Origin of the sequence: Actinomadura hibisca NBRC 15177 (genome assembly GCF_001552635.1) — a bacterium.
Lineage (GTDB): Bacteria > Actinomycetota > Actinomycetes > Streptosporangiales > Streptosporangiaceae > Spirillospora > Spirillospora hibisca.
This window is the reverse complement of sequence record NZ_BCRO01000011.1, coordinates 313,376-334,487: the sequence shown is the minus strand read 5'-3', so window position 1 is coordinate 334,487 and position 21,112 is coordinate 313,376. Positions and strand designations below refer to the sequence as shown.

Below are 21,112 nucleotides of genomic sequence, written 5' to 3'. Positions count from 1 at the left end.
ACCGAGAAAGAGGACTCCGATGGACACCGCTTCCCTGCACGACGCCTACCGCGCGCTGCTGGACGCCGCCGCGACCGTGGCCGACTCCGCCTCCGTTTCCGCCCCTCCGGCAGGGGAGTGGAACGCCGACCAGATTTTGGCGCACGTCGCCATCATCGGCTCCACCACCATCGCCGCCGTGTCCGCCATCGCGTCGGGAGCCCACACCACCTACGACAACCGCATGGCGCTCGACCCCTGGACCATCGACCGCCTCATCACCCTCACCGGCGGCGACGCGGGACTCCGCGAGCGCATCCGCCTCCAGGCGGACGCCCTCTGCGCGCTCGGCGGACCGGCGCTGAGCGACGCCGAGCTCGACACGCCGGTGCCGGCCCGGCTGCTGTCCAACGGCACCGTCCTGGTCGACCAGCCCATGCCGCTGAGAGACCTGCTCACCGGCCTCGCGGAGGCGGAACTGCCCGGCCACACCGAGCAACTCCTGGCCCTCCTGCCGGGCCGCGCCGCGACCTGATCGTCCGGGGGCCTCGGCGTTGGTCCCTGCGGTCCAGGGCCCTATGGCCCTAGGGGATCGCGGGCCCGAGCGGTGCGATGGAGGTGAGGCAACCGGAGGAGGAGAGATGTCCCACCCTTCGCACGTGGTCACCGGTTACGACGGAACGAAAGAGGCCGACGCGGTCGTCCGGTGGGCGGCCGACGAGGCGCGGCGGCGGCACCTGCCGCTGACCGTCTGCCACGCCTGGAGCTGGCCCTACCCCATCAGCCACATCGACTACGAGGGCGTCGCCGTCATCAAGCGGATGGGGCAGCTCATCCTGGACAAGGGCGTGGGCCTGGCCGAGCGGTGCGCGCCCGGCGTGCAGGTGCGCGGGGTGCTGATGGACGGCCCGGCGCCTTCGGCGTTGCTGCACGAGGCGCACAACGCGGAGATGGTGGTGGTCGGATCGCACGAGCACGCCGAACTGCCCGTCGGTTCGTCGGCGCTCCAGGTGCCCGCGCGGGCGCGCTGCCCGGTCGTGGTGGTGCGCGGGCGGGCCAAGGGCGAGGGCGAGATCGTCGTTGGTGTGGACGGTTCCCGTGGTGCTGACGCGGCGCTGGCGTTCGCGTTCGAGCAGGCGGCCGTGCACGGCCAGCGGTTGCGCGCCGTCTACGGGTGCTGGGAGCCCAGCGCCGTCGCGGAGTCCGAGATCGCGCTGTTCGCGGACGCGGAGGAACTCAAGCGTGCGGCCGGGGCGCGGCTGCAACGCGCTGTGGCCCCGTGGCTGACCAAGTACCCGCAGGTGGAGGCCGTGACCTCGCTGGTGCTGAAGGACCCCCGCGAAGCGCTGCTGGACGCCGCCGCGGAAGCCGCCCTCCTGGTGGTGGGCGACCGGGGCGCTCGCGGGGTGCACCCCCTGCTGCTGGGCGCCACCAGCCTGGCGATGCTGCAACTGGCCCCGTGCTCGATCGCCGTCGTGCACGCCGAGCACCGGCACTGACGGCCGCCACCCACCGGACGAAAGGGGCACACCAATGGTCAGGGCGAAGGCCGAGGACCTGGGCCGCGAGTCGTTCTTCAGCGGCATGTCGTCCAAGGACCTCACCCGGCTCGCCAGCGCCGCGCGCCGCGTCGAGTGGGCGGAGGGGCATCGCATCTTCGGCAAGGGGGAGCCCGCGGAGCGCTTCTGGCTCATCGGCTCAGGAGAGGTGTCGCTCGACCTGCGCGTGCCGGGGCGCGGCGACCTGGTGGTGGAGACGCTCGGGCCGGGGACGGTGCTGGGCTGGTCCTGGATGGTTCCGCCGCACCGGTGGCGTTACCGGGCGCTGGTCTCGCAGCCGGGTGGCGCGCTGGAGTTCGACGGCCGGTTGGTGCGCACGCTGTGCGCGGCCGACCCGTCGTTCGGTTACCGGCTGACGACGCGACTCATGTCGGTGCTGCTGGACCGCATGGAGAACGCCCGGGAGCATGCCGTGCCTGGGGTCCTGCGCTGACGTCCCGGCAGCACAGGCTCAAGCCGGGGCCCGGTCACCCCAGGGCGGCGCGGTCGCCGACCGTGATGCGGCCGGGTCGGATGACCTCGGCGTAGGCTCCCGCGCACGCGCTGCGGCCCATGCCGGGGACGGCCTCCACCAGGTTCTCCTTCGCCGGGACGCGCAGCGTCTGCGGCAGCCGGGGCAGGTCGCCATGCTCCAGGGTGGGGACGGCGCACCGTGGTGTCGGGATGATCACCCGGAGCACGGCCGAGCCGACGGTCAGGGTGCGGCCCGCCCAGCCGTTCTCCTCGTACGCCTCGCCACCGGTCTCCAGGACTAGGTTCGGGCGGTAGCGGACGGCCTCGGCCCCGGTGGCGCGCAGCGTCGCGGCGCTGATCAGGTGGACGGGGGCGAAGTCCACGAAGGCACCGGGAGGCGCGCCCTGCCCGAGCACGACCGGTTCGACGGCGACGGTGGCGGTGACGCCCGCGTCGAGGACCTCCTCGGGGACGGCCCGGTCCAGGGTCGCGCCCTCGGGCGGGACGCCGGTGAGCGTGACGGTCCTGCCCAGCCAGTCCGACAGGGAGCGGTCGCCGGTGGCGGCGGTGCCGTCCGGGAGCGTCACCCGGACGCCGTCGCCGTCCCAGGTGGCGCGGGCTTTGAGCAGGTCGCGCCACAGGCGCGGGTTCTTGTCGCTGGCGACCTTCCCGGTCTCGTGGTCGACCAGGGCCCACGCCCGGTCGCCCCGCACACCGCCCGCCGCGATCTCGGTGGTGTCCAGCTCCTCGCCCAGCATCGACTTGACGGGGTAGCGGTACAGGGCCGCCACGGTGCCCAGCGTGTCGTCCATCAGGGGGTCCGGCCCTTCGTCGGTCGTGCGTCCGGGACCGAACCTAGCCGCTGAGATGATCTTCTGGAACGGGCAGGCCGTCAGGTCACATGACATGGTCGGCATCGCTCGCCTGCACAACCTCGCCGTTGCCGAGCGGATGAGCAGAAGCAGAGGTCATACGAGGACACCTCAGGGGATGTCCTGCTCGGAATCAGTTCCCGTTTCAGCGGCCTCCAGATCGGGCTCGTTGAGGATCTCCAGAGCCCGCTTCACGACCTCGGGGTCTCCACGGAAGGGGTGCGCCGCCGTCGGCAGGTTCAGCATCAGCGCGTCGTACGCCGCGAGCTTGCGCGCAAGCTGCTTCCCCTTGGCGCGCTCCGGATCGTCGCTCATGGAAACTCCCGACGGTGGTGGCGCACGGCCGGGACGTCCGAGGGCCACGCGTCAGCCTTATCGGGCCGGTTGAGTCGTGCCTTGGCCGCGCGTCCGCCGGAACCTGGCCAGTCGTGCCACGCCTCCACTTCGCGCATCGCCGCGACCAGTTCGTCCGGGCGGGCCCGTTCGATCAGCGGCACGGCCGCGCCCCGGGCGGGCATCGCCCAGAAGTGCCCGGTCGCCGGTCCCCACCAGATCGTCCAGCCCGGACGTTCGGCGTCGAGACGGCGGGCGATCGCGCGCTGATCCGTCGCGCTCGTCTGCGTCATGCGTCACAGGGTCGCTCTGGAGCGCAACCGAAGGAGACACGAATCGTGTCCCCCTCACACCAGCAGGCCGACCCGCCCGGCAAGGTCGTTGGCCGCCCGTCGCAACGAGCCCGGCCTCTCCGCCAGGTCGAACACCATGTGCCGCGCGTGGCTGTTGTACCGGATCGTCTCCGGGGCGGTGCTGTAGGCGTTGTCGAGCGCGCCGAGTTCGGCCGAGGTGTCGCCGCTGAGCTGCCAGGCTCGTGCGACCTCGATCAGGTGTCGACCGCGCCGGGGTCGTGAGGGGATCGCCGAGGCGCTCGCGCGCCGGGCCTGCCGGGCGCTCTCCCCGCCCTTGCGCAACTCCACCGCGACCGTGACCGCGTGCGCGGGCATGATCGCCTGCGAGAACGACGTCATCGGGTCGTAGTGCGACCGCGGCAGCGACCGGGCGATCGTGTCGGCCTGGTCCCACCAACGCCACGCCACCCCCTCCTGGCCGGTGCGCGCCGCGGTGTAGGCCGCCTCGAAATGCAGGGCGCCCCACATCGCGCGCAGGTCGTCGCCGGCGTCGGCGACGGCCGGACGCAACACGTCCATGCCCTGCCGGTTGACCGACTCGGCGGCGTCGAAATCCCCGGCGTCCCGGTGCGCTTGGGCCAGCAGCCACAGCGACGCCCCGAACGCCTGCGGGTCCTCGGACTCCTCGGCGGCCATGATCGCCCGCTCGGCGACGCGCCACAGCAGGCCCGCGTCGGGCTGGTAGGCCACGAAGAACTGGCACAGGTTGTAGGTCTCGGCGAGCAGCGCCAGCGCTCGCCGCCGCTCGGCGCCCTCGTAGGCGCGCGCCGCGCGCTTGGCGTCGCGGATCAGGTCCGGCAGCAGCCCGCCCAGCACGGTCCGGTGATCGGGGGCCGCATGCCGTGCCCGCCAGGCCGCGGCCAGCCGCGCCTGCAAGTGCGGCAGGGGGGACGGCTCGGCGTCGGTCGCCACCGTCACGACGTTGATGGCGTCCCGGACGGCGGGCAGGGCAGGATGGCCGGGGCCCCTGAACATCGTGGTCGGCATCGCCTGCCCGCCGGTGAGCTGCCCGAGGTCCCGCACCCTGAGGGCCTCGGCGATGCCGATGAGGGCGGTCAGCTTGGGATGCTGGATCTGCCCGTTCTCGACCGCCTTGATCCAGCGCTCGTTCGACCCGATCAGCTCGCCGAGCACCGCTCGGGACATCCCTTGCCGCTGCCGGTAGAACTTGATGCGTTGCCCGGTGGTCAGGGTCGGGTCGGCTGGATCGGTGTGAGCTCCGGACATAGGCCCTGCCCCTTCCGTGGAAGCCTCGACAACTCCCACGGTAGGCGCAGGGCCTCACGCATGGCAGGGCACACGCAAAAGGCGGGGAGACGGGACGCCGGCTCGTCCGGGGTGGGGGTCATGCTGGAGGTATCCGGCTGGTGCCGGGGTGCACGGTGGGGCGGTCGGGCAGGATCGGTTCGATCCGGTAGAGGGACGGCATGCCCGAACGGTGTGCGCCTCGCCTGCGCGGTTCGCCTGCCAGGGCGCCGACCAGGTCGCGGCCGGTGATCAGGCCGCGCAGCGCACCATCCTCCCCCGCGACCGCGACGCTGTCGGTGCCGGACTCCAGCATGGCGCGGGCGGCGTCCGGGATCGGTGTCTCCGGGGCGACCGTCGCCGGTGCCCGGCCGCGCAGCAGGACCGTGACGGGTTTGCGCGCCCGGCCGGGGCCGGTCGTGTCCCACGCCATGGTGATCGTCTGTGCGTCCAGCACGCCCAGGCATCGCCCCCGGTCATCGACGACCGGCAGGTGGTGCATCTCCGCCCGGCACATGAGCTCCCAGGCCAGACGCCGAGCGCGGGCTGACCCCGGCCGAGGCGGGGAAGCGGCTGGCGCGGTACGGACCGAACGCCCTCCCCGCAGCTCGCAGGCGAGGGCCCTTCCTGCGGTTCCTCCTCCAGTTCCACAGCCCGCTGATCTACGTGCTGCTGGCCGCCGCGGTGATCACCGCCGTCCTCGGCGAGTTCGTGGACGCGGCGCTGGCCGACCGCCGCAACATGGCCTACTCCGGCACGTTCGCCCCCTACGGCCAGGGCGCGGGCCTGGTCACCGCCACCGGCGCGGACACCGAGATCGGCCTGGTCCACCGGCTGGTGGACCAGGCGACCGACGTGCAGACGCCGCTCACTAAGAAGATCGCCCACTTCAGCAAGCTGGTCACCGTCGCGATCCTGGGCCTGGCCGCCGTCACGTTCGCCGTCGGGGTGCTGCGCGGGCAGCCCGTCGCGGAGATGTTGACCGCCGCCGTGGCGCCGGCGGTCGGCGCCATCCCCGAGGGACTGCACGCCGTGGTGGCCATCACCCTGGCGTTCGGCGTGGCCCGCATGGTGCGGCGCAACGTCATCATCCGCCGCCTGCCCGCCGTCGAGACCCTCGGCAGCACCACCGTCATCTGCACCGACAAGACCGGCACACCGACCCGGAACCAGATGACGGTCACCGACATCGCCGCCGGAGGCCGCCGCTACGAGGTGACCGGCACCGGCTACGCGCCGCACGGCGACCTGCGCCTGGACGGCCGCCCCGAACCCCTCGACCGGCGGCGGATCGACGAGCTGGTGGAGGGCTACGGCCGCTGCGCCCTGCGCGTCCTCGCCTTCGCCCGCGCCGACCTCGCCCCCGGCACCACCCGCCTCGACGGGCTGCCCCGCCTCACCCTGCTCGGCCTCCAGGCCATGCACGACCCGCCCCGCGACCAGGCCGCCCCGGCCGTCCGCGCCTGCCGGGCCGCCGGAATCCAGGTCAAGATGATCACCGGCGACCATGTCGCCACCGCGCGCGCCGTCGGCGAGCAGATCGGCCTGGAGGGGGCCGTGCTGACGGGGACGGAGCTGGCCGCCTGCTCCGACGACGAGCTGCCCGACGCCGTCGAGCGCACCGCCGTGTTCGCCCGCGTCTCGCCCGAGCAGAAGTTGCGGCTGGTCCGAGCGTTGCAGAGCCGCTCGCACGTGATCGCCATGACCGGGGACGGCGTCAACGACGCGCCCGCCCTCAAGCAGGCCGACATCGGCATCGCCATGGGGCGCGGCGGCACCGAGGTCGCCAAGGAGTCCGCCGACATGATCCTCACCGACGACGACTTCGCCTCCATCAAGGCCGCCGTCGAGGAGGGCCGCGGCGTCTTCGACAACCTGGTCAAGTTCATCGTCTGGGCGCTGCCCGCCAACATCGGCCTGGGCCTGGTGCTGATGGCGGCCGTCCTGGGCGGCGGCGAGCTGCCGATCCTGCCGGTGCAGGTGTTGTGGCTGAACATGACCGCCGTGCTGATCCTCGGCCTGCCCTTCGCCGTCGAGCCCCGCGACGACGACATCATGCGCCGTCCGCCCCGCGACCCGTCCCTGCCGCTGCTGACCCGGGCGCTGACCGCCCGCGTCCTGCTGGTCGCGGCGATCCTGCTCGCGGGCGCGTTCGGCCTGTTCCACTGGGAGCAGGACCACGGCGCGTCCCTGGCCGAGGCCCGGACCGTCGTGGTGAACGTCTTCGCGGTGACACTGCTGGCCTACCTGTTCAACTGCCTGTCCATCGACCGGCCGATGGTGTGGCGCGGCGTGCGCCGCAACCCCTGGGTCGGCGTCGGGGCCCTCGCGCTGCTCGCCGTGCAGGCGCTCTACACCTACGCGCCGTTCATGAACGAGCTGTTCCACTCCGCCCCGCTCGGCACCGACGCCTGGACGCGCGTCGTGGCGGTGGCCGTACTGACCTACGGCGTCATCGAGCTGGCGAAATGGGCACCGCGCCTCCGCCAATAGAGGGGGAAGATGCCAGCGGCCAAGGCTTTAGACGACCTTGGCCGCCGCTGCTGGATCGCCTCCGAACGGCCCGCCTAGCATCGCCGGGATGATCAACGAGCAGGTGCGCACGCCGGACGCACGGGGAGCCGACTGCGCGCTCCACCACCCCGACGGTGAACGGCACCGGCTCCGGCACCTCCTGCTGGTCGGTATGCCCGCGCCCTGCGCGCCGCACGATCGGGCGTCCGATGGAGGGGCCGCTCCCGTCGGGCTGCTAAGTACTTCGCCGTTCCTGGCCTTCGGCGAGGAACTCGCGACCGTCGACCGCTTCATCTCCTACTGGCTGCACCGCTGAGGAACTGATGAGGTTTCCAGGTAGCGGCTCGCGCACCGGGAATGGCGTTCCCGTCGCCGTCGTCACCGGCGGGGCGTCCGGGATCGGGGCCGCGATCGCCGCCCGGCTGGTGCGGCGCGGCTGCGCGGTGACCCTCGCCGACATCGACGCGGACGGCGTCCAGGCCACCGCCGACGAGCTGGGAGCGGCCGCGGCCGTGCTGGACGTCGCCGACGCCGAAGCCGTACGAGCCCTGATCCACGGCGTGCGGGACCGGCAGGGTCGGCTGGACTACGTCGTCAACAACGCCGGGATCTTCGTGGCGGGACGGGCCGAGACGTTGTCGCCCGAGCACTGGGACCGGACCCTGGCGGTGAACCTGCACGGCGTCGTCCACGGGGTGCACGCCGCCTACCCGATCATGATCGAGCAGGGGCACGGGCACATCGTCAACGTCGCGTCCATGGCCGGGCTCGCGCCGGTGCCGTTCATGCTGCCGTACGTGACCGCCAAGCACGCGGTGGTCGGGCTGTCGCTGGCGCTCCGCGCCGAAGCCGCCCGGCACGGGGTGCGGGTCACCGTGGCCTGTCCCGGGTTCATCGACACCCCGCTGCTCGAACGCGTCAATCCCGGGCTGCCCCGCACCGGCATGGAGAACGGCTGGCGGCAGATCGCCCGGCGTTTCCAGCTCGGCCTGTACCCGGTCGACCGGCTCGCCGACGCGGTCCTGGCCGGTGTCGACCGCAACCGGCCCATCATCATCGCTCCGGCGCAGATGCGGCTGCTGTGGCGGCTGAACCGGCTGGCTCCGAGGACGGCGGTGCGCGTCACCGCCCAGAGCCGCCACCTGATGCCTTCCGGAGGACCGCGAGAACACGTCAGGCGATCGCCTTCCTGAGCCCGTCCACCGCTAGACCATCCGGATCATCCGGCGGAACCTGCCCGAGGGCCGCTTCCTGGCCAAGCTTGGCTTCGCGTCACGCAGCCCGGCCGCTGACGGCGGTGTCCCTCACCAACACCGTTGATCTGCTTCTATTCTAGTACTAGAATAGAAGCATGGCCGCCGACCTGACGCCCGCCGAGCTGACTCTGCTCGGCCTGCTCGTGGAACAGCCGCGACACGGCTACGAACTGGACGAAGTCATCACCGCGCGCGGCATGCGCGAGTGGACCGAGATCGGCTTCAGCTCGATCTACTACCTGCTGACCCGGCTCCGCGATCGCGGCCTGATCGCCGAGATCGACCGGTCGCGGCCCGCGCGCGGCAAGGCCCGCCGGGTGTACGGGCCTACCGCCGAGGGGCGCCGGGTGTGCGCGCAGTCGGCCGAGGCGGCGGTGGCCGAACTCCGGCCGGTGTTCCCGCCCCTCCTGGTCGGCCTCGCCAACCAGCCGGTCATCGCGCCCGAGCACCTCCGGGCCGCGCTCGACCAGCGGGCCGAGGCCCTGGCCGAGAAGATCGCCGCCCTCGGCGCGACCCGCGACGCCCAGCCCGGGTTGCCCGGCTTCGTCCGCGCCATCTTCGACTACACGCTGAGCCAGCTGACCGCCGAACAGCGGTGGCTGGCCGACTACCGGGCGGCACTGGCCGAGCCCGGCGACCGACCCCCCGCGAGCCACCCCACCGGAAAGGACGACGGGTCATGACCCGCTACGACATCAAGCGAGAGCTCAAGCCGTACTACGCGCCGAAGAACGCCGACTGGGCGCTGGTCGACGTGCCCGAGCAGCAGTTCCTCGCCATCGACGGCCACGGCGACCCCAACACCAGCACCGACTACGCCCGCGCCGTCGAGGCGCTCTACGCCGTCGCCTACACGGTCAAGTTCGCCAGCAAGCGCGACCTCGACCGGGACTTCGTCGTCGGCCCGCTCGAAGGGTTGTGGTGGTCCGACCGCCCGGAGGTGTTCACCGCCCGCGCCAAGGACGAGTGGTCCTGGCGCATGCTCATCAGCCAGCCCGACTGGATCACCGAGGAGCACATCGACGACGCCAGGAAGACCGCACTGGCGAAGAAGGGCCTCCCCGCGATCGCCGACGTCCGCCGCGAGGTCCTGCACGAGGGGACCAGCGCCCAGCTCCTGCACGTCGGACCGTACGACGACGAGGGCCCCGCGCTGGCCAGGCTGCACGACGAGTACCTCGCCGCCAACAAGTTGCGGATGAGCGGGCTCCACCACGAGATCTACCTCAGCGACCAGCGCCGGACCGAGCCCGCCAAGCTCAAGACCGTCCTCCGGCAACCGGTCCGGACGGCGGACTGATCAGCCGACCAGCAGGACGAGCTTCCCGCGCACGTGACCGTCCTCGCCCGTGCGGTGCGCCTCCGCGACCTCGGTGAGCGGGAAGGTCCGCACGGCAGGAGGCGTGAAGCGTCCGGTCTCGACCAGCTCGCCGATCTCGCCGAGCACGTAGAGCGCACGACCGGCGTCCCCACGGCTGAACAACACCCCGTGCTCCTGCGCGCCACCGAAGTCGGCGAGCGTGACGACGTGTTCCGCGCCCCCGGCAAGCTCGATGAGCTCAGGCAGCACCCCGCTCCCGGCGACGTCGAGCGCCAGGTCGACGCCGCCGGGAGCGAGCGCGCGGACCCGCTCCACGAGGCCCGGCCCGTAGGCGACGGGCTCGGCCCCCAGCGAGCGCAGGTACTCGTGGTTCGCCGGACTCGCGGTACCGATCACCCGCGCGCCGCGCGCCACGGCGAGCTGGACGGCCGCGCTGCCGACGCTGCCTGAGGCCCCGTTGACGAGCAGCGCGCTGCCCTTCCCGACGCCGAGCTGGTCGAGTGCGCGCGTGGCCGTCTCGACGGCGGCGGGCAGCGCGGCGGCCTCGGCGAAGTCAAGCGACGGCGGGACCGGCGCATAGTGGGACAACACCGCCAGCTCTGCCTGAGCCATCCCTTCGGTGGAGAGGCCGAACACACGATCGCCGACGGCCACGTCCGCGACGCCCTCGCCGATCTCGTCGACGACGCCCGCCGCTTCATAGCCCAGCGTCTGCGGAAGGCCCTCGTCCATCAGCCCCCGGCGCTTCTTCCAGTCGCTCGCGTTGACACCGGCCGCGCGCACCGCGATCCGGACCTGGCCGGGACCCGGCTGCGGATCGGGGAGATCCACGATCTCAAGGACCTCCGGGCCGCCGAACTGCTGGAAACGGACTGCCTTCACCCTGTGCTCCGATGCCGAATCAGGACGCCTACCTGCGCCGATGGAACGTCGACGTTCTCGTGGTCCAGCGTAGGGAACGCGCCCGCAGCCCCAGCGGGAAGGGCAGCCGACCGATGCCGGCGGCGGCCTGACCGCCCGATCCGGCGCCGCTAGGAGGCGGCGGCCTTTGCCAGGACGGCGGCGAGTTCGCGGGGACGCGTGACCATCGGCCAGTGACCCGAGTCGAGGTCCGCGTACTCAAGGTGGGCGGCGCGGGCGAGTTCGGGGCTCTCGCCGGCGGCGATCCACTCCGCGGCCTGGGCGGGGGTGAACTCGGGGCAGACGACCACCACGGGAACGTCGAAGCGGCGCTCGTCGGTCAGGCGGACGATCCCCCGGGCGACCCCCTCGGGGACCGGCAGCGCGGCGGCCGCGAAGCGGTCCCGGGCCTGCCGGTCCAGGTCGGCGGCGTCCGCGTCCTCGAAGAGGTCCCAGCCCGGGAAGGGCACGACGCCGTCCTCGATCGCGAAGTGATCGGCGTAGGCCCGCCCGTCAGGGGCGGGGAAGCCGCCGACCAGGGCGACCTTGGCCACCTTCCCCGGTCGCGCGTCGGCGGCCTGCCAGGCCAGGGTCGACGCTGCGGAGTGCCCCACCACCAGTGGCTTCGCGGGCGCCGCATCGATCGCGGCGAGCACCGCTTCCACCTGGTCGTCAAGGGTCGCTGAGGCGGAGCCGACGCCCTGGCCCGGAAGGGTCAGCGGCACGGGACGGTGGCCGAGCGCGGTGAGTTCGGGCACGACGTCGTCCCAGACAGATCCGTCGAGCCACAAGCCGGCGATGAGCAGGATGTCCACGGTGGTTCTCCCGCAGCGGAGTCGGTTCGGGTCGTCGGCACGCTATCGGAAGGCTCTGACACCGGGCTCCGCCCAGAGCACGATCGTCGGAACCGGCCCGACGAACCCGCGCGCTCACAGCACTAGCGGACACGCAATCTGAGGGACTTCGACTTGGCGACGATGGTGTCCTCGTCGCGGCACAGGACGTAGAAGACCTCCGCACCTCCCCGGTACGCGGCAGCGTAGGCCGCGTCCATGTCGAGGGTCCATTCGATCGGCGTGTCCGGTTCGGAGATCGGAGTCCATCGGATGGTGGAAGAGCCGTCGACGACCCACTCCATCTGGACGGTATAGCCCACCACCAGGTCCGGGTGGGCCGGAATCCGGAGGGTGAAACCGTCGATGAGGTCGGTGTCGAGCAGGTCGCCGACGGCCTCCGGTACGACGGGCGCGGGCAGCGTCCCTTGCTCGGCTTCTTGGACGGGAGCCGGAGCGCCGTAGGGATCCGCCATGGAGGAGCCGTCTTCCGTGAGGGCCGTGCAGATCTCCCGGACCTCCCGAAGAAACGCCGGGTAGTCCTCACCAAAGGCGTGCACCGCGTCCCACACCGCACTGAGCGCGGCTTCAAGAGCATCGGGCTGTGCCGCATGAGGCACCGCCGGCAGGGCCATGTGAGGTTGCGAGTACCGCAGGGGCCCCGAGGGGCGTTCGGACTTCGGTGGTACCGCCTCGCCGACCGTGCGGTCCGGAACGTTCGGGTCGGAGCCCAGGGCTTGCGACATGCGGTCCCGGTCGTCGAAGGGGGCCGGGAGCGGACGCCCCTGAGCGAGCGCCGCGAGGGCGGGGGCGACCCAGTCGAGATCGGCGATACCGGCCGCCGTGGCGGCGCTCCGGGCGGCGAACACGGCCACCCCGCGCTGGACGCCGGGCCCTGCGGCGTCGAGCGCGCGCACGAGGTCGGCGTCATAGCGGATCAAGCTCTGCGCGCTCGGCGCCGCACGCAGGGCTTCGGTCGGCGACCGGCCGCCCCACTCGCGCAGTTCACTCTTGCGCCGCTCCTCCTGGTCGGCGCGCTTCCGCTCGGCGCGGGCCTGCCGCTTGGCCTCGGCGCGCTCGGCCGCGGCGCGCTCGGCCGCCGTGGGAGGCGGCGGCAGTTCGCGGGCGTGCCGGTGCCAGTAGGCGGCTGCATCGGACGTCTGCCGGACGACCCGGTCCGGCTCGGGCGGGGCGGGCCAGAACTGGAGCAGGTAGTGGTCCGCCTGCGGTTCGTCCATGCGCGTGTCCAGGTCCCTGGCCTCGTCCATCCCCTGCGCGCAGTAGCGCACCCGGTGGTCGGTCTCTTCGAGACCCAGATCCCAAAACCCTTCTCCGCCCCAGAGTTCGAGGAAGGTGGTGGAGGTCTGCGGCCGGAAGGACACCTCCACGACGTCCTCCCAGGCCGGGTCCAGTTCCGGCGCGTGTTCATGGACTTCGACGGTGAACCCCACGGCCCCGGTGTGGAGCCCGGTCATCAGCCACAGGAAGCCCGGCACCGCGGCCCCGCAGAGCCCTGACGTCTGCCCTGCGAAGGCGGCACTCAGCCCGTGGACGCCACCATCGTTCCCCACGACGTAGAGCTGCCCGTAGTGAACACGCACCTCGCCCTCGACCGGCCTGCGCATCGATCCTCCTCAAATCAACTACCACGGATGCTAGAGCGGACCACTGACAGTGACCGGGCTCCCGCGTCCTTACCGGTCCGGTTGACGGCGGGTGCTGTCGGCGGTCCGCTCCAGGGCGCGTCCGCACGGCGGTGCGGGCACCGATCCGCCGGTGCCGCGCCGGTGTGACGAGCGGCACGGCGAGCCCTTGACCTGCGCACGATCACCCTGTTAGCTTGACCGCATTCTGGAATGTATTTCCGTATTGCGGAAATCATGGCGGAACACCGGAAGGATCCTCCATGAAGAAGATCGTGCCTTTGCTGGCGGCGCTGCTGCTCGCCGTGCCCGCCTGCTCCTCCGGCGGCGACGACGCCGGAACCGGGCCCGTCGAGCTGGTCATGTGGCACGGCCAGGAGCAGGCCGCCGCCAAGTCCCTGGAAGGGCTGGTGGACGAGTTCAACAGGACCCATCCGGGCGTCCGGGTCAAGGCGTCGTCGGCGGGGGTCACCGCCGACGCCATGCTGCCCAAGGTCACCGCCGCCATGGCGGGCAGCGCCTATCCCGACATCGCCTACATGTACGGCTCCTGGTCGGCCAACATCGCGCGCAGCCCCAAGGTCGCCGACCTCACCAAGCTCGTCACCGCCCCCGAGGTGGGCTGGGGCGACTTCTGGCCCAACGCCACCGCGACCGCGACCGTGAAGGGCAAGGTCATCGGCTTTCCCGCCGTGGTCGACAACCTGGTGGTGCTCTACAACGGCAAGCTGCTCGACAAGGCCGGCGCGCCCCGGCCCAAGTCCGACTGGACCTGGGACGACTTCCGCGCGACCGCCGCCAAGGTCAACGACCCCAAGGCCAAGACCTACGGCACGTCCTGGCCGATCAGCGGCGGTGAGGAGACCACCTGGGCCCTGTGGCCGCTGCTGTGGCAGGGCGGCGGCACGATCCTGTCGCCGGACGGCCGCAAGGCGGCGTTCAACGCGCCCGCCGGAGTGCAGGCCCTCACCCGCGTGCAGCAGATGGCCGTCCAGGACAAGTCGGTCTACCTGGACTCCACGCCGGGGGAGAAGGGCCAGAAGCTCTTCGAGTCCGGACGGCTCGGGCTGTTCCTCGCCGGGCCCTGGCTGCTCGGTGACCTGAAGGCGGCGGGCCTCGACTACGGCGTGGCCATGCTCCCGGGCACCAACGGCGACCACCAGACGGTCTCGGGCCCCGACTCCTGGGTCGTGCTGGACCACGGCAAGCGCCGCGTCAAGGCGTCCGCCGAGTTCCTGACCTGGCTCACCGCGCCCGAGCAGCAGCTCAGGTTCATGAACGACACCGGCTCGTTGCCCACCCGCCGCTCCATCTCCTCCCTGCCGGGCTACGCGGGCTACGCGCGCCGCTACCCGGGCATCGAGACGATCACCGAGAACCTGGCCAACGCCAAGCAGATCCGCCCGGTGTCCACCAAGTACGCGCGGGTCTCCGCCTTCGTCGCCGAGGGCATCACCTCGGTGCTGCTGGGGCGGGCGCAGCCGCAGCAGGCGCTGGACGCGGCGGCGGGCAAGTCCGACGCCATCCTCAAGGTGCCCGGCGAGTGAGCGCGCCGACCGCGACCGGCGGGCGCGCCGGACGCCGCGCGGACGGGACCGCCTCCCGCACGCGCGGCGGCCCCGCGCCCGGCGGCGGACCCCGCCGCCGCAGGCTGGCCGAGCACGTGGCGGGCTGGTCGTTCGCCGGCCCGTCCACGCTGCTGGTCCTCGGCTTCTCGTTCCTGCCGATGGCCTGGGCGCTGCGGCTGTCGTTCACCGACTCGGACCTGATGACGGGCGGCCAGAACGTCGGGCTGGCCAACTACCGCACGCTCGCCGAAGACCCGGTGTTCTGGACGTCGTTGCGCAACACCCTCACCCTCGTCGCGATGTACGTGCCCGCCTCGCTGGTCCTCGGGCTGCTGGCGGCGATGTTGCTGAACAAGCCGCTGCGCGGCATCGGGTTCTACCGCGTCTGCTTCCTGGTGCCGTTCGTCGCCTCGGCCGCCGCCGAGGGCCTGCTGATGGGCTACATCTTCGACAGGGACTTCGGCGTGGTGAACGGCGCGCTGTCCATGGCGGGCCTGCCCACCCAAGGGTTCCTCGCGGACCCCGGGCAGGCGATGTACGTGCTCGGCGCGATCTTCATCTGGAAGCAGTTCGGCTTCAACGTGATCATCTATCTGGCGGCCCTCCAGGAGATCCCCGCCGAGACGATGGAGGCCGCCGCGATCGACGGCGCCGGGCCGTGGGCGCGGTTCCGGCACATCGTGGTGCCGTCGGTGAAGCCGATCACGTTGTTCCTGGCGGTGTGGGGACTGATCGACAGCCTCCAGTTCTTCGACCTGATCGTCACCACCACCAAGGGCGGCCCGGTCAATTCCACCGTCACCGTCGTCTACTACGTCTGGCAGCTCGCCTTCGACATGTTCACCGCCGGGTACGGCGCGGCGGTCGCCTACACGCTGTTCGCCGCGAGCCTGGCCGTCATCGTCCTCGCGCTGGCCCTCGGCCGCCGGAAGGGATCGCTCCAGTGACGCTGGCCCAAGACCACCCGACCCGCCGCCCGTCCCGCCCGGTCCGCCGCCGGGCGGGACGGTGGCGGCTCCCCAGCGCCCGGCACGCGGTGCTGCTGCCGCTGTCGTTGTTCATGGTCGCGCCGTTCGTGTACATGCTGGCGGCGTCGGTGATGTCGGAGACCGAGCTGCACCGCTTCCCGCCCGCGATCATCCCGAGCGGCGTCGACCTCGGCGGCTACCGCAAGGTGCTGGCCGAGTCGGACTTCCAGCGCTGGTTCCTCAACAGCGTCATCGTGTCGACCACCGTCGTGGTGTCGCAGGTGGTGTTGTGCAGCATGGCCGGGTACGCGTTCGCGCGGATGCGGTTCTTCGGCGGCCGGACGGTGCTGACGCTGATCCTGGCGACCACGCTGGTGCCGTTCCAGCTCACCGTGATCCCGACCTTCCTGGTGTTCAGCAAGGTCCACCTGGTCGACACGCTGCCCGCGCTGATCGTGCCGCAGCTCGCCTCGGCGCTCGGCGTCTACCTGATGACCTCGTTCTTCCGCGGCTTCCCCCGGGAGCTGGAGGAGGCCGCGCGGATGGACGGCTGCTCGCGCTGGGGCGTGTTCTTCCGGGTGGTGCTGCCGGTCGCGCGGCCCGCCATCGCCGCCCTCGCGGTGATCATGTTCATCTACTCGTGGAACGACCTGTTCTGGCCGCTGGTGGCGATCACCTCGGAGGACAAGTACACGGTGCAGGTCGGGCTGGCGACCTTCCAGGGGCAGCACAAGGCCGACTGGTCGCAGATCATGGCGGGCACGGTGCTGGCGACGGTGCCGGTACTGGTGATCTTCCTGGTCGGGCAGCGCCGGTTCGTGCAGGCCTTGTCCGGAGCCGTCAAGGGCTGACACGACGACGGAAGAGCCGGTCACCGCCTCGCGGTGACCGGCTCTTCCGGTTGTGCCAGGGCTTAGCGGATCCCCTCCGGCATCAGGTCCCCGTGCGCGGCGATCATCTCGTCCACCAGCTCGCCGATGCGCTCCAGCGGCAGCGTCGCCGAGGCGTTCGGGTCGAGCATCGCGGCGTGGTAGACGTGGTCGCGCCGGCCCTCCAGCGCGGCCCGCACCGTCAGCTCGCCCACGTTGAGGAACGTGCGGTTCAGCGCGGCGAGCTGCGGCGGCATCGCCCCGATCCGGGTCGGCTGCACGCCCGCCCGGTCCACCACGCAGGGCACCTCCACGCAGGCGTCCTCGGGCAGGTTGGTGATCAGGCCGCCGTTGCGCACGTTGCCGTGCAGCACGCGCCGGGTGCCCGTCTCGATCGAGTGGATGATCTCCGACGCCAGCTCGTTCTCCGGCTTGACCTCCACGCCCTCCCCGGCGGCCAGGCGGCGGCGCGTCTCCTCGTAGGTGTCCAGGTTCTCCGCCGACCACTCCAGGTAGACGCCGACCGGGATGCGGAACTTCTCCACCTGGTCGTCGTGGCGCAGGAACCACGGCAGATACTCCGAGCCGTGCTCGCTGGACTCGGTGGGGAAGCGCCCGAACCGGCGGTACAGCTCGACCCGCACGGTCCGCTGGAGCTCGGGGTCCTTCTCGATCACCTCGTCCAGCACCGGGTACAGGTCCCGGCCCCGGTGCGAGAACTCCAGCACGAACGCCTGGTGGTTGGCCCCGGCGGTGACGAACGCGACCTCGTCGGCCGGGACGCCGACCAGGCCCGCCAGCCGCGCCTGGGTGTCGCGCACCGAGTGGCAGACGCCGACGACGTTGCGGAACGGCGTGCCCTCGTAGACGGCACGCGGGATCATCGCCATCGGGTTGGTGTAGTTGAGCAGCAGCGCGTCCGGCGCGAGCTCGGCCAGGTCGTTGCCCAGCGCCACCATCACCGGGATGGTGCGCAGCGCGCGGAAGATGCCGCCGACGCCGAGCGTGTCGGCGATGGTCTGGCGCAGCCCGTACCGGGCGGGGATCTCGAAGTCGGTGCGGGTGGCGGCGAACCCGCCGACCGCGACCTCGTTGATGACGTAGTCCGCGCCGTCCACCGCGGCCCGCCGGTCGGTGTGCGCCTCCACCCGGGCGGGCAGCCCGAGGTGGTCGACCATCCAGCGGGCCATCGCCTCGGCCGTCGCCAGCCGCTCGGCGTCGATGTCGTGCAGGACCAGCGTCGACTCCTCCAGTCCCGGCAGGGTGAGCAGGTCCGACAGGATGTTCTTGGTGAACTCGACGCTGCCCGCGCCGATGAACACGATGCGTGCCATGGGGGTTCGCTCCAGATCGTGTGATGCGCTTACATGCGGGCGAGCTGGCCGCCGTCGACGACCAGCTCGGCCCCGTTGACGAACGAGGCGTCGTCGGAGGCGAGGAAGGCGTAGGCCCCGGCGACCTCGTCGGCCAGCCCCGCCCGGCCCAGCGGGATCTGCTCCCGCTCGTAGCCGGACACGAAGCCGGGGTCCAGGTCCGCGGCGATCGCGGAGTTCAGCGGCGTGCGGATGTAGCCGGGGCAGACCGCGTTGACGCGCACCCCGAGCGGGCCCAGCTCGACGGCCATGGTCCGGGTGAGCAGCAGCACGCCGCCCTTGGAGGAGTTGTAGTGGGCGTAGTCGGCCTCGCCGCCGAGCCCGTTGGTGGACGACATGTTGACGATCGCGCCGCCGCCGCGCTCCACCATGTGCCGCGCGGCGGCCTGGCCGACCAGGAACATGCCGCGCAGGTTCACCGCCATGATGGTGTCCCAGTGCGCGGGGGTGATCTCCAGGAACGGTTCGCGCCAGGCGGTCCCGGCGTTGTTGATCAGCACGTCCACCCGGCCGAGCACGGCCACCGCGTGCTCCATCAGCGCGGCCACCTGGCCGGGGTCGCTGACGTCGCAGGCGAGGCCGTCCACCGCGCCGAGCCCGGACAGCTCCGCGACGGCCGCGGCGACCTCGTCCTCGCCGAGCCCGCACAGCACCACGCGCGCGCCCTCGGTCAGGAAGCGCCGCGCGGTCGCCGCGCCGATGCCGCTGCTGCCGCCCGTGATCAGGACGCCCTTGCCCGCGAGCCCGCGCATCAGCGCACCTTCCCGCGCGCCGCGACGGCGATCTCGTGGTCCAGCGCGCCGCCGCGCACGCCGTGCGCGACGTCGAACAGGTTGGACACCGGGCAGACGTGGTGCGGGATCAGTTCGAGGCGCTCGCCGATGGCCGGGCCCGCGCCGGGCTCGCAACCGCCGACGCCGTGCTCCTCGCTGAGGAACCGCATCGCCAGCTCAGGCCGTCCCGCGACGCGGATCCACCCGGGTGTGCCGACGCCGTCGGAGGTGAGCGCCTTGCTCCCGGCGTCCACCACGAAGCGGTCGGGCGCGGGACGGGCGACCACGGTGGTCAGCACGCGCGCCGCGGCGGTCGCCTCGGTGGCCACGCCCAGCCGGATCATGGTGGCGTCGTTGAAGACGTAGGTGCCGGGCCGGATCTCGGTGACGCCCGGCACGGCCGCGACGCGCCGGGCCGTCGGCGTGGAACCGACGCTGATCTCCAGCTCGCGGCCGAGCAGCGCGGCGGTCTCGACCAGCTCGGCGCCTTCGCGCTCGGCGACGGCGTCGCGCTCGGCCGGGGTGGCGGCCTTGTAGGAGTGCCCCGCGTGGGTGAGCAGCCCCACCACCTCGACGCCGGGGACCCCGGCGATCCGCTCGACCAGCTCGACGGTCGGCGCGCCGGGCGGGCGGCCCAGCCGGCCGAGGCCGGTGTCCACCTCGACCAGCACCTCGACGGGCCGCGCCGGGTCGGCCAGCCCGCGCGCCACCTCGACCGAGTCGAGGCTGACGCGCACGCGGGCCCGCTCGCGCAGCGCGCGCAGCCGCGCCACCTTGGCCTCCCCCAGGATGGGGTAGGCCAGCAGGATGTCGGCGCACCCGGCGTCCGCCATGACCTCGGCCTCGCCGGGCTTGGCGCAGGTGACGCCCGTCGCGCCCGCCTTGAGCTGGAGCCGGGCCAGCTCGGGCATCTTGTGCGTCTTGATGTGCGGGCGCAGCGCGACGCCGTGCGCGGCGGCGACCTCGGCCATCTCGGCGATGTTGGCCTCGACGGCGTCCAGGTCGATGATCAGGGCAGGGGTCTCGATCTCGGGGTAGCTCATGCCGGATCCGTCGGCAGGTACAGGATCGCGTCGATCTCCACGCTGATCCCGGCGAGGCCGGTGGCCACGGTGGTGCGGGCGGGTGGGGTTCCCTGGATCGTTGCGGCGTAGGTCGCGTTGAACTCGGCGAAGTCCGCGATGTCGGCCAGGTAGGCGTTGACCTTGACGGCGTCGGCCAGCGACCCGCCCGCCGCCTCGGCGAGCGCGGCGAGGTTCCGCAGCGTCAGCGCCGTCTGCTCGGCGACGGTGCCCGGCACGATCGCGCCGGTCGCCGGGTCGAGCGGGCCCTGCCCGGAGATGAAGACGAAATCCCCGGCGCGGAGGGCGGGGGAGTAGTGGCCCGCCGGGGGCGCGCCCTCGGCGGCGGTGATGACGGTGGTGTTCAACTCTGCACTCCCAGGATGACGGTCCGCCCGACCTTGGGCACCAGGTACTCCTGGTCGGGGAACTGCCGGTCGAGCACGTCCACGAACGTGGCGGCCGACTCGGCGTTGACGGCGAACAGGTCGTGGTGGCTCGGCACCAGCCAGCGGGCGTCGCACAGCCCGGCCAGATGCGCGGCCTCGCGGATGGTCAGGTTCCCGATGATGCCCATCTCCTCGCGGACCCGGTCCCGGCCGTTGATCGGCAGCAGCGCCACCTGGGGCCGCAGCCCGCGCAGCGCGTCGTCGAGCAGCGGGTGCCCGACGGTGTCGCCCGCGTGGTAGACGCTGACCCCGGCGTCGAGCTCGATGACGTAGCCGAGGAAGCGGTGCGCGCCGTCCTCCACGTGCACGTCGTAGCACTCGGGACCGGTGTACTCGACGGCGTGCGCGGCGGGCACCGGATGGATCAGCACGCCGCCGAGGTCGAGCGGGACGCCCGCGTGCGCGGGCACGTGCTCGCCGCCGACGGCGGCGATGTCGGCGGCCAGCACCGGCGGCGCGACCACCGGCAGCGGCCGTCCGGCCAGGGCGGGGGCGAGGGTCAGCGGGTCGAAGTGGTCGGCGTGCTCGTGGGTGACGACGATGACGTCGGCGTCCAGCTCCCCGGGCGTCAGCGGCGGCGGGAACCGTCGTGCCCAGCGGCCGGGCGGCCCGAACTCCGAGTCGTGCGCCAGCCGGTCGCTGAGGTAGGGATCGACCGCCACCACCACGCCGCCCGCGCCCTTGAGCAGGAACCCGGCCTGCCCGAGCGGGCAGATCGCCACCATGCCCGGCGGCACCGTCGCCTCGCGCAGTCCCGCGCCGACGTTCATACGCCCTCCAAGTGGAACGT

The 21,112-nt window shown here is 72.3% G+C and carries 24 protein-coding genes and 1 pseudogene; 12 read left to right on the top strand and 13 right to left on the bottom strand.

Annotation, left to right across the window (positions count from 1 at the left end):
* Positions 1-19 precede the first annotated feature (19 nt).
* The 3 genes from AH6_RS05905 (at position 20) to AH6_RS05895 (ending at position 1,971) form a co-directional block, all read left to right on the top strand.
* The gene (locus AH6_RS05905; protein WP_067474770.1) at positions 20-514 is read left to right on the top strand and encodes a hypothetical protein; all 495 of its coding nucleotides are present in this window, start codon (positions 20-22) and stop codon (positions 512-514) included.
* Between the two features lie 106 nt (positions 515-620).
* A complete protein-coding gene (locus AH6_RS05900; RefSeq protein ID WP_067474767.1) occupies positions 621-1,478 on the top strand; it encodes a universal stress protein in 858 nt (285 codons plus the stop codon).
* A gap of 34 nt (positions 1,479-1,512) precedes the next feature.
* On the top strand, positions 1,513-1,971 hold the full coding sequence (locus AH6_RS05895) for a cyclic nucleotide-binding domain-containing protein (protein WP_067474764.1): 459 nt from the start codon (positions 1,513-1,515) through the stop codon (positions 1,969-1,971).
* A 34-nt stretch (positions 1,972-2,005) separates the two neighbouring features.
* Here the strand turns inward: AH6_RS05895 and AH6_RS05890 are convergent, their stop codons facing one another.
* From AH6_RS05890 to AH6_RS05870, 5 genes are all read right to left on the bottom strand, one after another.
* Positions 2,006-2,803 (bottom strand): MOSC domain-containing protein, encoded by a 798-nt coding sequence (locus tag AH6_RS05890; RefSeq protein ID WP_067474761.1) that lies wholly within the window; start codon positions 2,801-2,803, stop codon positions 2,006-2,008.
* Positions 2,804-2,974: 171 nt separating this feature from the next.
* Positions 2,975-3,178: a hypothetical protein gene (locus AH6_RS05885; RefSeq protein ID WP_067474758.1), complete on the bottom strand. Its 204-nt coding sequence runs from the start codon at positions 3,176-3,178 to the stop codon at positions 2,975-2,977.
* On the bottom strand, positions 3,175-3,489 hold the full coding sequence (locus AH6_RS05880; protein ID WP_067474755.1) for a hypothetical protein: 315 nt from the start codon (positions 3,487-3,489) through the stop codon (positions 3,175-3,177). Before AH6_RS05880 ends, AH6_RS05885 begins: the two co-directional genes overlap by 4 nt.
* Before the next feature lie 54 nt (positions 3,490-3,543).
* Positions 3,544-4,776, bottom strand: coding sequence for a helix-turn-helix domain-containing protein (locus AH6_RS05875; protein ID WP_067474752.1), 1,233 nt, complete (start codon positions 4,774-4,776; stop codon positions 3,544-3,546).
* Between the two features lie 118 nt (positions 4,777-4,894).
* On the bottom strand, positions 4,895-5,311 hold the full coding sequence (locus AH6_RS05870) for a CBS domain-containing protein (protein WP_067474748.1): 417 nt from the start codon (positions 5,309-5,311) through the stop codon (positions 4,895-4,897).
* Positions 5,312-5,337: 26 nt separating this feature from the next.
* On the opposite strand from AH6_RS05870, the pseudogene AH6_RS46520 reads away from it, so the two are divergent.
* The 6 genes and pseudogenes from AH6_RS46520 to AH6_RS05845 all read left to right on the top strand — a co-directional run.
* A pseudogene (locus AH6_RS46520) lies at positions 5,338-5,472 on the top strand (cation-transporting P-type ATPase); the annotation flags it as partial.
* Between the two features lie 63 nt (positions 5,473-5,535).
* Positions 5,536-7,287, top strand: a complete 1,752-nt coding sequence (locus tag AH6_RS05865) for an HAD-IC family P-type ATPase (protein WP_281180195.1) — start codon at positions 5,536-5,538, stop codon at positions 7,285-7,287.
* An 88-nt stretch (positions 7,288-7,375) separates the two neighbouring features.
* Positions 7,376-7,624 (top strand): hypothetical protein, encoded by a 249-nt coding sequence (locus AH6_RS05860; protein ID WP_067474741.1) that lies wholly within the window; start codon positions 7,376-7,378, stop codon positions 7,622-7,624.
* A 7-nt stretch (positions 7,625-7,631) separates the two neighbouring features.
* Positions 7,632-8,501 (top strand): SDR family NAD(P)-dependent oxidoreductase, encoded by an 870-nt coding sequence (locus tag AH6_RS05855; protein WP_067474737.1) that lies wholly within the window; start codon positions 7,632-7,634, stop codon positions 8,499-8,501.
* Positions 8,502-8,659: 158 nt separating this feature from the next.
* Positions 8,660-9,247: a PadR family transcriptional regulator gene (locus tag AH6_RS46515; RefSeq protein ID WP_067474735.1), complete on the top strand. Its 588-nt coding sequence runs from the start codon at positions 8,660-8,662 to the stop codon at positions 9,245-9,247.
* A complete protein-coding gene (locus AH6_RS05845) occupies positions 9,244-9,864 on the top strand; it encodes a GyrI-like domain-containing protein (protein WP_067474732.1) in 621 nt (206 codons plus the stop codon). Before AH6_RS46515 ends, AH6_RS05845 begins: the two co-directional genes overlap by 4 nt.
* On the opposite strand, the gene AH6_RS05840 is transcribed toward AH6_RS05845, so the two are convergent.
* From AH6_RS05840 to AH6_RS05830, 3 genes are all read right to left on the bottom strand, one after another.
* Positions 9,865-10,767 carry an NADP-dependent oxidoreductase gene (locus tag AH6_RS05840; RefSeq protein WP_067474729.1) on the bottom strand — a complete coding sequence of 301 codons (903 nt, stop codon included), beginning with the start codon at positions 10,765-10,767 and terminating at the stop codon, positions 9,865-9,867.
* Between the two features lie 149 nt (positions 10,768-10,916).
* Complete coding sequence (locus AH6_RS05835; protein WP_067474726.1) at positions 10,917-11,600, bottom strand: alpha/beta fold hydrolase; 684 nt, start codon at positions 11,598-11,600, stop codon at positions 10,917-10,919.
* 122 nt (positions 11,601-11,722) lie between these two features.
* Positions 11,723-13,243 carry a hypothetical protein gene (locus AH6_RS05830; protein ID WP_067474723.1) on the bottom strand — a complete coding sequence of 507 codons (1,521 nt, stop codon included), beginning with the start codon at positions 13,241-13,243 and terminating at the stop codon, positions 11,723-11,725.
* 281 nt (positions 13,244-13,524) lie between these two features.
* On the opposite strand from AH6_RS05830, the gene AH6_RS05825 reads away from it, so the two are divergent.
* From AH6_RS05825 to AH6_RS05815, 3 genes are read left to right on the top strand one after another with little or no spacing between them, the layout of a single operon-like run.
* The gene (locus tag AH6_RS05825) at positions 13,525-14,808 is read left to right on the top strand and encodes an ABC transporter substrate-binding protein (protein WP_067474719.1); all 1,284 of its coding nucleotides are present in this window, start codon (positions 13,525-13,527) and stop codon (positions 14,806-14,808) included.
* Positions 14,805-15,776: a carbohydrate ABC transporter permease gene (locus AH6_RS05820; RefSeq protein WP_218005722.1), complete on the top strand. Its 972-nt coding sequence runs from the start codon at positions 14,805-14,807 to the stop codon at positions 15,774-15,776. Before AH6_RS05825 ends, AH6_RS05820 begins: the two co-directional genes overlap by 4 nt.
* Positions 15,773-16,648, top strand: a complete 876-nt coding sequence (locus tag AH6_RS05815) for a carbohydrate ABC transporter permease (RefSeq protein ID WP_218005721.1) — start codon at positions 15,773-15,775, stop codon at positions 16,646-16,648. Before AH6_RS05820 ends, AH6_RS05815 begins: the two co-directional genes overlap by 4 nt.
* 62 nt (positions 16,649-16,710) lie before the next feature.
* On the opposite strand, the gene AH6_RS05810 is transcribed toward AH6_RS05815, so the two are convergent.
* The 5 genes from AH6_RS05810 to AH6_RS05790 are packed head-to-tail and all read right to left on the bottom strand — an operon-like array spanning position 16,711 to position 21,092.
* Positions 16,711-18,000, bottom strand: coding sequence for an alpha-glucosidase/alpha-galactosidase (locus tag AH6_RS05810; RefSeq protein WP_067474717.1), 1,290 nt, complete (start codon positions 17,998-18,000; stop codon positions 16,711-16,713).
* A gap of 29 nt (positions 18,001-18,029) precedes the next feature.
* A complete protein-coding gene (locus AH6_RS05805; protein WP_067474714.1) occupies positions 18,030-18,791 on the bottom strand; it encodes an SDR family NAD(P)-dependent oxidoreductase in 762 nt (253 codons plus the stop codon).
* Positions 18,791-19,855, bottom strand: coding sequence for an alanine racemase (locus AH6_RS05800; RefSeq protein ID WP_067474695.1), 1,065 nt, complete (start codon positions 19,853-19,855; stop codon positions 18,791-18,793). Before AH6_RS05800 ends, AH6_RS05805 begins: the two co-directional genes overlap by 1 nt.
* Positions 19,852-20,241, bottom strand: a complete 390-nt coding sequence (locus AH6_RS05795; protein ID WP_067474680.1) for a RidA family protein — start codon at positions 20,239-20,241, stop codon at positions 19,852-19,854. The genes AH6_RS05800 and AH6_RS05795 overlap by 4 nt, the downstream gene beginning before the upstream one ends.
* Positions 20,238-21,092 (bottom strand): MBL fold metallo-hydrolase, encoded by an 855-nt coding sequence (locus AH6_RS05790; protein WP_067474677.1) that lies wholly within the window; start codon positions 21,090-21,092, stop codon positions 20,238-20,240. Before AH6_RS05790 ends, AH6_RS05795 begins: the two co-directional genes overlap by 4 nt.
* Between the last annotated feature and the right edge of the window lie 20 nt (positions 21,093-21,112).

Excerpts from the sequence above, each read along its gene's own strand:
- AH6_RS05860 (WP_067474741.1), top strand. The coding sequence starts at position 7,376 with ATGATCAACGAGCAGGTGCGCACGCCGGACGCACGGGGAGCCGACTGC.
- AH6_RS05870 (WP_067474748.1), bottom strand. The coding sequence starts at position 5,311 with ATGTGCCGGGCGGAGATGCACCACCTGCCGGTCGTCGATGACCGGGGG.
- AH6_RS05800 (WP_067474695.1), bottom strand. The coding sequence starts at position 19,855 with ATGAGCTACCCCGAGATCGAGACCCCTGCCCTGATCATCGACCTGGAC.
- AH6_RS05855 (WP_067474737.1), top strand. The coding sequence starts at position 7,632 with ATGAGGTTTCCAGGTAGCGGCTCGCGCACCGGGAATGGCGTTCCCGTC.
- AH6_RS05895 (WP_067474764.1), top strand. The coding sequence starts at position 1,513 with ATGGTCAGGGCGAAGGCCGAGGACCTGGGCCGCGAGTCGTTCTTCAGC.
- AH6_RS05905 (WP_067474770.1), top strand. The coding sequence starts at position 20 with ATGGACACCGCTTCCCTGCACGACGCCTACCGCGCGCTGCTGGACGCC.
- AH6_RS05880 (WP_067474755.1), bottom strand. The coding sequence starts at position 3,489 with ATGACGCAGACGAGCGCGACGGATCAGCGCGCGATCGCCCGCCGTCTC.
- AH6_RS05830 (WP_067474723.1), bottom strand. The coding sequence starts at position 13,243 with ATGCGCAGGCCGGTCGAGGGCGAGGTGCGTGTTCACTACGGGCAGCTC.
- AH6_RS05875 (WP_067474752.1), bottom strand. The coding sequence starts at position 4,776 with ATGTCCGGAGCTCACACCGATCCAGCCGACCCGACCCTGACCACCGGG.
- AH6_RS46515 (WP_067474735.1), top strand. The coding sequence starts at position 8,660 with ATGGCCGCCGACCTGACGCCCGCCGAGCTGACTCTGCTCGGCCTGCTC.
- AH6_RS05890 (WP_067474761.1), bottom strand. The coding sequence starts at position 2,803 with ATGGACGACACGCTGGGCACCGTGGCGGCCCTGTACCGCTACCCCGTC.
- AH6_RS05825 (WP_067474719.1), top strand. The coding sequence starts at position 13,525 with ATGAAGAAGATCGTGCCTTTGCTGGCGGCGCTGCTGCTCGCCGTGCCC.
- AH6_RS05845 (WP_067474732.1), top strand. The coding sequence starts at position 9,244 with ATGACCCGCTACGACATCAAGCGAGAGCTCAAGCCGTACTACGCGCCG.
- AH6_RS05805 (WP_067474714.1), bottom strand. The coding sequence starts at position 18,791 with ATGCGCGGGCTCGCGGGCAAGGGCGTCCTGATCACGGGCGGCAGCAGC.
- AH6_RS05885 (WP_067474758.1), bottom strand. The coding sequence starts at position 3,178 with ATGAGCGACGATCCGGAGCGCGCCAAGGGGAAGCAGCTTGCGCGCAAG.
- AH6_RS05900 (WP_067474767.1), top strand. The coding sequence starts at position 621 with ATGTCCCACCCTTCGCACGTGGTCACCGGTTACGACGGAACGAAAGAG.
- AH6_RS05810 (WP_067474717.1), bottom strand. The coding sequence starts at position 18,000 with ATGGCACGCATCGTGTTCATCGGCGCGGGCAGCGTCGAGTTCACCAAG.
- AH6_RS05790 (WP_067474677.1), bottom strand. The coding sequence starts at position 21,092 with ATGAACGTCGGCGCGGGACTGCGCGAGGCGACGGTGCCGCCGGGCATG.
- AH6_RS05865 (WP_281180195.1), top strand. The coding sequence starts at position 5,536 with ATGGCCTACTCCGGCACGTTCGCCCCCTACGGCCAGGGCGCGGGCCTG.